Below are 11,305 nucleotides of genomic sequence, written 5' to 3'. Positions count from 1 at the left end.
TCGGTTCCCCTGCGGGGGACTCATCCATTTGGGGGGGTGCGGTTTCGGTGTCGGCGATCGCGGCTTCCCAGGTTGCCTTGTAAGAAAGGTTGCCGAACGCTCTCACGTCGTCTTTGGACAGTCCGAGCGCGATCGCACGGGCTTTGAGTTCTGATAAAGTCATAGTTACTCCTGTAAAAGGGGTTTTCGCGCCCACTGGTGACGAGCTTGCCGGCAGACACCAGTGGGTTTTCGCTTATCTAAACAGTACACCACCGTCATGCACGGTTTGTCACGGTAATGTACCATATGGAATGTAGCCTACATCTTGACGAGGTAAAATGTCAATGTTTTATGCAAAGTACACAATGCCCACAAAGTTAAGTCGCACCAGTATTTATCTGGAACCAGAGGTAAAGGCGTTAATAGTCAAAATGGCCAAACAAGAGCAGCGCAGTGTGGCGAACATGGTTTCTGTATTGATCAGTGAGGCTTTGGAGTCCAGGGGTGTTCTGCCCGCCCAGGACGAGAACGCCAGTTAAACAAGCCCTCACAGACAAAGCATCCCTTTTCTACTGTCCCCATACCCCATCAACCCCCGATCGCACCAGACCGGGGGTCATTTTTTGTCAAAGGGGGACAGGCAGGACAGGCAGGGGACAGGCAGGATTTTTTCTGGGTGTCCCCCTTTAAACTCCCTCACCGTATACGTTCCAACACCAGGGGACACCCAGGACACCCTAAAATAAAAAAAAATGATTTTTTTATCCTGATCGGGGCGGGGCAACACCAAAATGGATAAACCGTCCCCGCAGCCCGCCCCAACGTCGCCACAGATAGGGGGGGATGGTTGCCAGTTGGCAAGTCTGAGAGGGGAGCGATCGCCCGTCCGGTTATCAATGTACATTGATAGGGCAGTATTGCCAGGTGGCAAGGCGATCGCATGACGGATCGGTGGGCGATACCCGATATCCTGCTGGGGGACGCTTGACCCGTATCAATGTACAATGATAGGTATATCAATGTACATTGATAGAGCTATGAGCAGTATGGCCAACTACAACCCCGACACCAGTGGACTAAAACAACCGAAATGGGACCACACCCCGACGCGGGCGATCCGGGTCCCCGCCGAGTTTGCCGATGAGCTACTGGCGATCGCCCGACGGATGGATCGGGGGGTGTGGAAGTGCCGGGGAGCGATCGGCGTGATGGTGGGGGTGATCGCGCCGATGGTGGGGGCAGTTTCGGTTTGATGTGCAAAATCGCCCTGCACATCAAATTCACATCAAATGCACCTCAAAAGTCAAATGGGCAAAGTCTGAAACAACGGAGAGGGTGGGATTCGAACCCACGGAACCTTTCGGCTCACTCGATTTCAAGTCGAGCGCGATCGACCACTCTGCCACCTCTCCAGTCCATCCTGACTCTCGAAGATCTGAGTCAGCCTACAGACAAAATATAATCTTACCACCGATCGCGCTTCAGGTCTACCGCCGCTCTCCGTGCGATCGCACCCCGACCCGTAAAATTTTCAAAATCACTTAACCCGATCGGAAAACAGGAGTATGATGGAGATCGAATATTTTTCAACCCGACAACGAGCGAGGAAATCAAGCTATGGCTCTGCGATTAGGCGATACCGTTCCCGACTTCACCCAGTCGTCCTCGGAAGGCGACATCAGCTTCCACCAGTGGGCCGGCGATAGCTGGGTGGTTCTCTTCTCCCATCCGGCGGACTACACCCCCGTCTGCACCACCGAACTCGGCACCGTCGCCAAACTCAAACCCGAATTTGACAAGCGCAACGTCAAAGTCATCGCCCTCAGCGTCGATGATGCCGAATCTCACAAAGGTTGGATCGGCGACATCAACGAAACCCAACAGACGACCATCAATTATCCCATCTTGGCGGACGGCGATCGCAAAGTTTCCGACCTGTACGACATGATCCACCCCAACGCCAGCGCCTCCGTCACCGTCCGCACGGTGTTCATCATCGACCCCGACAAAAAACTGCGCCTGACCCTCACTTACCCCCCCAGCACGGGCCGCAACTTCAGCGAAATCCTGCGGGTCATCGACTCCCTGCAACTGACCGACAACTACAAGGTCGCCACCCCCGCCGACTGGAAAGATGGCGACGACTGCGTAATCGTCCCCTCCCTGACAGATCCCGATGAGCTCAAGCAGAAGTTCCCCAAGGGTTACACCGAAGTCAAATCCTATTTGCGGATGACTCCTCAGCCGAACAAGTAAAATAGGGGTCAACGATCGCGGCCGGAAGAGATTCCACAGTTGAAAAAGGGCGTATGAGCAGAGTATTCAAGGGAAGGGCGATCCGTGCGATCGCACTCCGACCGATCCCCCACTCTCTCACGCCCTCCATCAAACTAAATGACCGGCAAATTATCACTCGTTGACAACGAATATTTAAAACATAAAAAATGGACATCAAACGTGGCTTTGTGGAAGCCGTTGGCAATACTCCACTGATCCGGTTAAACAGTTTCAGCGAAGAGACGGGCTGTGAAATTTTAGGAAAAGCAGAGTTTTTGAATCCCGGCGGTTCCGTCAAGGATCGGGCGGCACTTTATATTATCGAAGATGCCGAAAAAAAAGGCTTGCTCAAACCCGGCGGCACCGTCGTAGAAGGGACGGCGGGAAATACAGGCATCGGTCTGGCGCACATTTGTAATGCCAAAGGTTATAAATGTTTGATCGTGATTCCGGAAACCCAGTCGGTGGAAAAAATGGAGGCCCTCCGCACCTTGGGCGCCGAAGTCCGTCCGGTTCCCGCCGTGCCCTACAAAAACCCCAATAATTATGTCAAATTGTCGGGTCGGTTAGCCGAGGAAATGGAAAACGCCATTTGGGCGAATCAGTTCGACAATTTGGCAAACCGGCTGGCGCACTACGAAACCACGGGTCCGGAAATGTGGTCCCAGACGGATGGAACCATCGATGCCTGGGTGGCGGCGACGGGTACGGGGGGGACGTTTGCCGGCGTTTCCCTATTTTTAAAAGAGAAAAATCCCCAGATAAAAACGGTGGTTGCCGACCCGATGGGTAGCGGCCTTTACAGTTATGTGAAAACGGGGGAAATTAGCACCGAGGGTTCTTCGATTACGGAAGGGATCGGCAACAGCAGGATCACGGCAAATATGGAAGGCGTTCCCATCGATGATGCGATCCAAATTGGCGATCGCGAAGCCGTGCGGGTGGTCTATCAACTCCTGGAAAAAGATGGATTATTCATGGGGGGATCGGTGGGTATCAACGTCGGCGCCGCCGTGGCACTGGCGAAGGAAATGGGACCCGGACACACCATTGTAACGGTTCTCTGTGACGGGGGTTCCCGCTATCAATCCAAGCTGTACAATCGCGAGTGGCTGGCTGAACGAGGGTTGTGGCCGGCGACTTAAAATGTCCGGGCGATCTCCTCTAATTTCCCGCGATCAATACTTCCTAAAACTCTCCCTTATCAAGGGGGAGTTTTAATGAATCACACCCCATCAATTAATCGAAATATAGGATTGGCATCATTCCCAATTATCTAATTCTGCCAACCAATTTTGTAATAAACTCACGAGCTGCTCCCGGCGAGTCTCAAAATTAGCTGCAATCCACATAAGAATCAATCCGATAATAAAAGCAATCACCCATTTCAAAAATGAATAAATCGAGTTGAGAAGAATCAACTGATTGAAGGCATTGATCAGAAATGTCGCCGTTCCGATATAGAGAAAAGCGCGAGTTCGGAACGCCAACCCCAGGAAAATTGTCGCCAATGCGATCGCACCCGGTACAATTCCCATCCACTGGCTTTCTAATAAGGCGACCCAACAAATTAATCCCACACTCAGACAGCGGATAAAATGTCGAATTTGTCTCCGATTTGTTCCTTTTAAATGGGGTTCGACTTGGACGAGGTACAACAGGGATAACGCCGGAGGTGTGACAATCCAGAGAAAACGGGTATCGGCATGGACTGGCAAAAGACCTTTTAAAATCATCCAATTGACCAGCAGGATGCTGATATAAGTGAAGCGAATATTTTCACCCATTTCCGCCAAAACGAGATAGAAAATTGCACTCAAAAACGTTGCCGTATACCAGGAAAACAGTTGGGACGGAGTGACGATCGCACCGCTAAACCCAACACAGGCGATCGGCAAAACCACCGCCACCCGCCGCCAGGGAGTTGGCGGCCATCCCCAGAAATCCCAGGGTGAAATATAGAAAAAATAGGCAATTAAAGAAGCGATCGCGCCACTCCAGGGGATAAAAAACCCTCCCCAACTCAGAACATCGGCGACATAATAACTGATGGCGACGGCTTCCAACAACCCCGCATAAACCCAAAATTCCGCCTGCCGTCGGTGGGGATTATTGCGACCTTGAATAATTGCATATCGTGTGAGAAGAATTCCCGTCCCCAACCCCACCAAAGCATTGATATTTCCGGGGAGAAAACAGGCGATTCCCAAGGATACAGTACCGACGAACCAATGCAGATGCGCGATCGCTTTGATTTCCCCCGCTTCCAGGGTCAAATATCCCATCAAAACCGGCAACAATATCCGATACAAATACACGAAACTGGTCGCCAAAGTCGCGATCGCCACCAACTGAGTCCCAACAGGTTGGTAATCAACCCGATAAAATAGCAGTTCAAACGCCGCCGCCGACACTCCCGCCACACCCAAATAAACCAGAGGTTTCAACGATTCCTGTCGCCGTCCGATGCCGATAAAAATGAAAGCCAGACCGAACGTATTTAAACCCGTCCATATCGCAAATTCATCGACCCGCAGAATAGTTCCGAAAATGCCGTATAATATGGGAATGACCTGCCAAGGTTTGGGAATGTTGGCATCGGGATTCCGTTTCAACCACCAATCCCCCGCCAGTTGTGCAGAAAGTCCCAAAATTGTATTCGCGATCGCCAATGCAATTAAAGAATTGGAGAAAAATCCCAAGGTTTCCGCCACCAACAATTCAACTCCCCAGCAGCCGGCATAAACACCCCAGTTAAAATCCCGAGTTCCTGGAACGGTTTTCCACGTCCTAAAGACAATGGCAACGACAGTTAAAATTAAGACTCCCACCGCCACGATATCGGCTTCTATTGCTCCCCAATAAACGAAGAGGGAATGAACCGTCATCAGGAACAATTGCACCCCGCAAAGTGCGATCGCCCACCCATCTGCCGCCTGGGTGTAATTTCGCCCCAATTCCGATTCCCGATTTTGCAATACCCGACGCAATATCCACAAACTACTGAATGCGATCGCATTCACAACCAACCATCCCAAATCGGAAACTAACTTTAATTCCCACAATACCGAAGCGAAGAATGTCAAACCGAATCCAACAGTTAAAATAGCAGGTATTGGCGTTAGCAACAATCGAGAATTGACGAACATCAACCCGCAACCCACCGCCAAATTGAGCGATTGTACGAGGGCGAATCGCGTTCCATCTATTCCCAACGTCAAAAATTGAGCCATTCCCACGGCTAAAATTGCCAATTCTCCCGCCTTTCGTCGCTGATAGTCGCCAATCAACGCTACCCCTGTCAACGCCACGGGAGTCGCCACCCACATCAAATTCTCAACCCCTCGCATTTGGCTGAGTAACAGATAGCTGCATCCCGCCAAAACCAACCCCAAATAAAACCCACTTTCCGCCCAGGTGCGATCGCCTCTATCCTCGGGAGAAGATAGACTAGAATCGGTGAAAGATCCGACGGTAGAAAATGCGAACTCTCCCACCATCAGAACCAGCAAAACCATCGCCCATTGAATAAATGTCAGATTGGGAATCAGCCAATCAACGGCACTCAGAAGCGCCAGCAACCCGATCGCATGGGTGAGATAGACTCGAAAAACATTCGGAGATCTGCGTTTCGTGACGGCCGCGAGAGTGAGGGCTGAGGCGATCAAATTGAGCGATCGCATCGCCGGATTAAACACCCCAAAACTGGTCAGAAACAGACCGAATCCCAACGCCAGCAACTCCCCAAACTGCGCCAATTGTATTTTATTTTTCCGATACAGCCAATCCGTCACCCCAAGCATAAAAATAAGATAGGGAAACCAAGTCAAACTCAGCAGCGACCAGGGGTTATTTTGACTGTTGGTAATTTCCGTTCCCGTAATAATAGCCGTTTCCCGCACCCCGTCCGGAATCATCGGCCCCAGCAGCCAAACCATCTGCAAACCGATCGCAAAAATAGCCGCCAGATCTCGCCGTCTCCAGAACCGCAGCAGGTGGCGGGTAAAAATCGAAACCGCCAGTCCGCTGACAATAAAAGCCTGCCAGGGATGGAATTGAATCGAAATCAACCACCCAAAGAATAGAAATATATAGCCACTATGACGCATCCAAACCGGAGAAAACAGGTACAGCAGCCAGCCACAAATCCCCACCGCCAAACCCAAAGCGGTGATATCCACATCCGCGACAAAAATTCCCCGTCCCAACAGGAGAATTAAGCCATAAATTAATAAGGTGATATCCGTCCTCAAGGCGACATTCGGTTGTCGGCGAACGCGATACAAACAAATAATTGCCGTCAGAATCACCCCGATATAGATCGCCGCGATCGGAACTTGCCGCCAACTCCATCCCCAATTGAGATAACTCAGCAACAGATAATTTAGCAGGGGTAAATGTCCGACCGATTCGGATTTTTGGTATAAATTAACTGTTATTGCAGTGAGGAGCAAAGTTGCGATCGCCACCGTCAACAATTCCAGCGGATTTCGCCACAAACCGAACCCGTCCATCGCCCAAAAATTGAGCGGAACCAGCAACAACGTCACCTGACGCAACGTTTCCGCCGTCAGCGGCAACTGATTCTGTCTCCCCGTCCACCGGCTACCCCCCCAAAACGCCAGAGTATAAGCCAACAAAATGCCATACTGTCCGGCGACGGGGAACCTTTCCCACTGACTCGCGGCGAGAACCCCCGAAGACACCACCACCATAAACAGTCCCAAAAATAGCAGCCAGCGGACGCTCAATTCCGCCTTGAGAGACTGAAGTAATCGGGTGGCGACATGGGCAGATTTCGGCTGCGGCGGACGGTTTCGGAAAATTTGCCGCCGTCTGACAGGTTCCTCGTCTTTCTCCTCCGCAAAAACCGGGACGGGTTGCCGTGGCGGTAGCGGTTGACTCAAATATTGCTGACAGAGTTGTTTGACTTGTTCGTGGGAAATCAAACCCAACTCCAGCCAACCTTCCAAACCATCCAACAATGCCGGATTGTCAGCATCGATGCGAATGGAAAGCGCGATCCATCGTTCCTGGGGAGAAGACATACTTTGTCGGTAGCATCCCGGAGGTTAATGGAACCAGTCTGGCATCGAAAAGCAATTTCCGCAATATTTCGCGATCGCATCAACTTTTTTGGTAGCGTGCGATCGCGTTCCCTGCCAATTATTATCATGTTTTTCCTATAAAATTTCGAGTTTTAATCCAAATATTATTTATTCTTTAAAATTGTCAAATCTTAAATTTTTTAACCTGACTATAAACCCCCAAATCATCTTCAAATGATTTCGGCTATAAGAAAAGGAAATTGATTCCCAAGCGGTTTTTGATTGAGCCGAAATATTTCGCCGGTCAGACATCGGCTACCAATTCACAATCGGTCTGAATTTGTTCAATATCAATACAAAGATAATAGCCCCGATAGACCCAAAACCGCCAGCGATCGCCCCGAGAAACAAAATAGCTATGAAGTTGATGATAGTTCACGACATCAGCATAAACTGCAGTGGCGTCCGGCGGCGGATCGTTCGCAATGATAAACGTCTCGCCCCGTGGTAAAATATGGTCGTATCCTCCGGTAAATGGCGCAGCCCAGGAGGTCATGCAGATCACCGGCAAATCTATTTTTGGTCGATAGGTCTGACCTTGGCAAATCATCTCGAACTGCCGACGAATAGAATACTACCAATCTAGCACGATCCCCCCATCCGAAAGGATTTAAAGAATCACCAAAACTTCTCCGTGTCCTCTGTGCCTCTGTGGTTTTTTCCAACCCTAAACCGCCGGTTCCGTCGCCTGACTCACAATTTCCTGAAACTGAATCACATCCTGCCGCGGGTCAGAATGAGTCACCTTCACCTCAAAGCGATCGCCCAAAGCCACATCCCGATTAAACCGCATCGGCAACTCCAACCCCAACTCCTCCAACATCACCAACCCCAAATTGCTATCCTCCCGCAGCCACCGCAGCAGAATCGCCTCCCAAACCTCATCCGCCCGACGCCGCAAATACTCCAAACTCCAATAGCGATTCGTTTCCCGCTCCACCTTCGATGCCTCTTTGACCGCCGGACCCAAACTCATCACCATCTCCTGCATCTGGTCCACAGAAAACGGCGGTTCATCCCCCCGCAAATGAGCTTTAATCTGGAAGTGAGCCAACAAATCGCTGTAGCGACGAATCGGCGACGTCACCTGAGTATAGGTATCCAAAGCCAGACTCGCATGGCGGGCCGGCGTCAAACTCACCTCGCTCCGGGGCATATAGCGACGCAGCGCACAGGCTCTCACCGCCCCCGCCGGGAGTAGAATTAATTCCTCTTCCGGCGGCAATTCCGGTTGCGGTTGACTGCGATAGGGCAGCGCCAAATTGTTTTCCTTGCCGTAGCGAGCCGCCACTTCCCCCGTCAAAATCATCATTTCCGCCACCATCTGCCGGGACGGAGAATCGTCCAAAAGTTTGATGATGATTTCATCTCCCTCGACTTTGATCATCGATTCGGGGAGGTAAATACTGATCGCCCCCTGAGAATCCCGCCACTCCTTGCGACGTTTCGCCCATAAAGCCAGAGCCTCAATTTCGGGTTCCGCCTGGATACCCATATGAATCATCTCATCCGCATCGTCGTAGGTGAGGCGGTAGGTGGGTTTGATGGTGCTCGCGTGAATCGTGTAGTCTTCCACGCTCCCGTTTTCGTCGAGCACCACGCCGAAGCTCAGGGCACAACAAATTTGACCCTGCACGAGGCTCATCGGGCCCGTCGCCAGTTCGGAGGGGAACATGGGAATCATTCCCGTGGGCAGGTAGACGCTCGTGGTTCGCCGTCTCGCTTCCAAGTCGAGTTCGCCCCCCGGTTCGATCAGCCGGGTAGGGTCGGCGATGTGAATCCAAATTCTCTGTTTCCCGCCTTCGAGAAATTCCAGGCTCAAGCCGTCGTCAATTTCGCGGGTACTCTCGTCGTCGATGGTGTAGACTTTGAGGTGAGTCAGATCCAAACGATAATCGCGATCGCGATCGGGCAGCGGAGATTGGAGAGAATGTTGAGCCACATCTAGCACCTTCGTGGAAAACTGGCTTGGGATCTGACTGCGCCGCAAAGAAAGATTCTCATGCAGACTCCATATCCCCAAGTCTACCAGCAATTCAAAAGAGGCGGTCGGAGTTTGGGGGCGATCGAGGGTCGCCAGGGTTTCCAAAGCCGGCCCGGTGTGGGAGGCTTCCTCTCCGAAAAGGGCGAAACGCTCCAGGGCGTCCAGGCGGGTGCGATCGCTCCCCTGCCATTCCACCGGTTCCCCCGCCAACCGCTGCTGGACCCGCCGCCAGAATTCCTGGGTTTCCTGCTCCCGCTGCTGTTCGACTTCCTGCTGGTGTTTGATTTCCGCGACCTGGCCCGGGGAACGCGGCTCGTAGCGATCGCCCTTCTGTTTGAAATAAAGTTTGTCGTTGGAGAGTAGCAAGTGGCTGGCGTAGCACTGCGGCGGACTTTCCTCGGAAAAGAGCAGCAACGCCATGCCCTTCGGATCGACCGTCCCCCCTTCCTCGATCAGAATCTCCCAGGCCACCTCCAAACTCGACGGGTCCAGATAGGGCTGGAGTTCTTCGTAAAACGCGGGGATATCGGCCGCCCGATAGGCCGTTCCACTCACCTCGTAGGTAATTTGCCTCGGATGGACGGTATGGGAATTGCCCTGGTCGTCAACCAAGATCCAGTGCTTTTTTCCTTCAGGGCGATCGACCACGGCGAGACGCCGCTCCCCGTGTATCCTGAATTCAACTAAATTTCCCTTTTCCACCAATCCAATTAGCCTTCTTTGTTGACAAACGGCAGCATCGCTAAAATTCTAGCCCGTTTGATCGCTTTTGTCAGGTCGCGTTGCTGCTTGCAGGTCAAACCCGTAATCCGCCGGGGCAGAATTTTGCCCCGCTCGGTGACGAACTTCTTGAGCAGCTCCACATTTTTGTAATCGATAGGAGTTTTCGGGTCGATGGGCGAAACTTGGCGACGAAAATAGCTCATGGGTGTATAGTCTTCCTCTGGTTCAATTTGCGAATGGGAAATCTGGGGGAGTCCCCCGATTATTTGATTTCTTTGTGGACGGTATGCTTGTTGCAGTGGGGGCAGAATTTCTTCAGTTCCATTCTGCCGGTGGTATTCCGACGATTTTTCATCGTCGTATAGCGAGACACACCGTTGGACCGTTTGTCCGTATTGGTGCGACATTCCGTACATTCGAGCGTGATCACGATGCGGACACCTTTAGCCATAATCGTAAAATGAATTCTTAATAAAGCACAATCATCTATTATTTCAGATAACGCTGTGCTTTGTCAAGCCAATGGCGGATTCTCAGATCCAGGGAGTAGCCGCGCCCGACTCCGATGACGAGGGTTTCCCCGATGCGATCGTGAAACGTTTGCGGATGTCGGCTCGTATCAAACAAAACCGCCGCCCCATCCGCCATCAGCGGGACGATCAGCAGCGCCACCCCCGCATTCCCCGAACCGATATTTCCCAACCCACTCAGAGCCAAAAAAACGAACAATCCCAGAATGCCTTCCCGCTTCGACAATTCCAGCAGTTGGGGTGTCCGATTGAATCGAGTGTCGATCACCCGCATATTGAATGCCCAGCGCCCCAGGCTCTGCCCGTAGTTCTTGGAAACCAGAAACACCCGCAGCGCAATCCAAATCATCAAAAATAAAATTAGCCCGACTAAGCCCTTACCGCCGAGTAAACCCGCAATCAATCCAACCAACAGGGCATCAATACCCAACGCCGCTGCCCGCGACCCGGTTGGAACCCTCGGAAAAGCTGGCGGAACCAGCTCAGATCTTTCGGAACTCATAATCGATGCCAGATCTTGACAATAAAGTACATTTCTATCCTGACACCTGACAGACTTAAAACTAACAAAGCCCATCTCTGATTATAGAGAAAGGCTAAGTTGAGTATTAAGACTCAGAATCCTAAAGACTGCATAGAGAAAGTGGTGGTTAAGAGGTCAAGCCCTCGGTCTGTTAGTGCGCCTCGGCTTCATCCATTGC

10 protein-coding genes and 1 tRNA gene are annotated in these 11,305 nt (G+C 51.6%); 4 read left to right on the top strand and 7 right to left on the bottom strand.

From position 1 onward, the window contains the following. The first annotated feature begins 320 nt into the window (after window positions 1-320). Window positions 321-521, top strand: a complete 201-nt coding sequence (locus AC0QHF_RS19855; RefSeq protein WP_375341448.1) for a ribbon-helix-helix domain-containing protein — start codon at window positions 321-323, stop codon at window positions 519-521. A 498-nt stretch (window positions 522-1,019) separates the two neighbouring features. Further along, complete coding sequence (locus AC0QHF_RS19850) at window positions 1,020-1,235, top strand: hypothetical protein (protein WP_324705973.1); 216 nt, start codon at window positions 1,020-1,022, stop codon at window positions 1,233-1,235. Window positions 1,236-1,309: 74 nt separating this feature from the next. Here AC0QHF_RS19850 and AC0QHF_RS19845 read toward each other — a convergent pair. Further along, window positions 1,310-1,394 (bottom strand) — tRNA-Ser (locus AC0QHF_RS19845). 205 nt (window positions 1,395-1,599) lie between these two features. Here AC0QHF_RS19845 and AC0QHF_RS19840 point away from each other — a divergent pair. Together AC0QHF_RS19840 and AC0QHF_RS19835 are read left to right on the top strand one after the other, a co-directional pair. Next, window positions 1,600-2,238: a peroxiredoxin gene (locus AC0QHF_RS19840; protein ID WP_324705972.1), complete on the top strand. Its 639-nt coding sequence runs from the start codon at window positions 1,600-1,602 to the stop codon at window positions 2,236-2,238. A gap of 188 nt (window positions 2,239-2,426) precedes the next feature. Then, a complete protein-coding gene (locus AC0QHF_RS19835) occupies window positions 2,427-3,404 on the top strand; it encodes a cysteine synthase A (RefSeq protein ID WP_324705971.1) in 978 nt (325 codons plus the stop codon). A 117-nt stretch (window positions 3,405-3,521) separates the two neighbouring features. Here the strand turns inward: AC0QHF_RS19835 and AC0QHF_RS19830 are convergent, their stop codons facing one another. The 6 genes from AC0QHF_RS19830 to AC0QHF_RS19805 all read right to left on the bottom strand — a co-directional run bounded on the left by AC0QHF_RS19830 (window position 3,522) and on the right by AC0QHF_RS19805 (window position 11,106). Beyond that, window positions 3,522-7,307: a hypothetical protein gene (locus tag AC0QHF_RS19830; protein ID WP_324705970.1), complete on the bottom strand. Its 3,786-nt coding sequence runs from the start codon at window positions 7,305-7,307 to the stop codon at window positions 3,522-3,524. A gap of 304 nt (window positions 7,308-7,611) precedes the next feature. After that, a complete protein-coding gene (locus tag AC0QHF_RS19825) occupies window positions 7,612-7,917 on the bottom strand; it encodes a hypothetical protein (protein WP_324705969.1) in 306 nt (101 codons plus the stop codon). A 117-nt stretch (window positions 7,918-8,034) separates the two neighbouring features. Further along, window positions 8,035-10,053 (bottom strand): ribonuclease catalytic domain-containing protein, encoded by a 2,019-nt coding sequence (locus tag AC0QHF_RS19820; protein ID WP_324705968.1) that lies wholly within the window; start codon window positions 10,051-10,053, stop codon window positions 8,035-8,037. A gap of 8 nt (window positions 10,054-10,061) precedes the next feature. Beyond that, window positions 10,062-10,277 carry a 30S ribosomal protein S18 gene (gene rpsR, locus AC0QHF_RS19815; RefSeq protein WP_324705967.1) on the bottom strand — a complete coding sequence of 72 codons (216 nt, stop codon included), beginning with the start codon at window positions 10,275-10,277 and terminating at the stop codon, window positions 10,062-10,064. 59 nt (window positions 10,278-10,336) lie between these two features. Continuing rightward, window positions 10,337-10,525, bottom strand: a complete 189-nt coding sequence (rpmG, locus tag AC0QHF_RS19810) for a 50S ribosomal protein L33 (protein WP_324705966.1) — start codon at window positions 10,523-10,525, stop codon at window positions 10,337-10,339. Between the two features lie 38 nt (window positions 10,526-10,563). Further along, window positions 10,564-11,106 (bottom strand): RDD family protein, encoded by a 543-nt coding sequence (locus tag AC0QHF_RS19805; RefSeq protein ID WP_324705965.1) that lies wholly within the window; start codon window positions 11,104-11,106, stop codon window positions 10,564-10,566. Window positions 11,107-11,305: the final 199 nt, after the last annotated feature.

The organism is Lyngbya sp. CCY1209, from assembly GCF_055795065.1.
This window is presented reverse-complemented; position numbering and strand designations above follow the sequence as displayed.

What these genes read in the sequence shown, in the direction of transcription:
- AC0QHF_RS19855 (WP_375341448.1), top strand. Translation starts at nt 321, where the DNA reads ATGTCAATGTTTTATGCAAAGTACACAATGCCCACAAAGTTAAGTCGC.
- AC0QHF_RS19850 (WP_324705973.1), top strand. Translation starts at nt 1,020, where the DNA reads ATGAGCAGTATGGCCAACTACAACCCCGACACCAGTGGACTAAAACAA.
- AC0QHF_RS19840 (WP_324705972.1), top strand. Translation starts at nt 1,600, where the DNA reads ATGGCTCTGCGATTAGGCGATACCGTTCCCGACTTCACCCAGTCGTCC.
- AC0QHF_RS19835 (WP_324705971.1), top strand. Translation starts at nt 2,427, where the DNA reads ATGGACATCAAACGTGGCTTTGTGGAAGCCGTTGGCAATACTCCACTG.
- AC0QHF_RS19830 (WP_324705970.1), bottom strand. Translation starts at nt 7,307, where the DNA reads ATGTCTTCTCCCCAGGAACGATGGATCGCGCTTTCCATTCGCATCGAT.
- AC0QHF_RS19825 (WP_324705969.1), bottom strand. Translation starts at nt 7,917, where the DNA reads ATGATTTGCCAAGGTCAGACCTATCGACCAAAAATAGATTTGCCGGTG.
- rpsR (WP_324705967.1), bottom strand. Translation starts at nt 10,277, where the DNA reads ATGAGCTATTTTCGTCGCCAAGTTTCGCCCATCGACCCGAAAACTCCT.
- rpmG (WP_324705966.1), bottom strand. Translation starts at nt 10,525, where the DNA reads ATGGCTAAAGGTGTCCGCATCGTGATCACGCTCGAATGTACGGAATGT.
- AC0QHF_RS19805 (WP_324705965.1), bottom strand. Translation starts at nt 11,106, where the DNA reads ATGAGTTCCGAAAGATCTGAGCTGGTTCCGCCAGCTTTTCCGAGGGTT.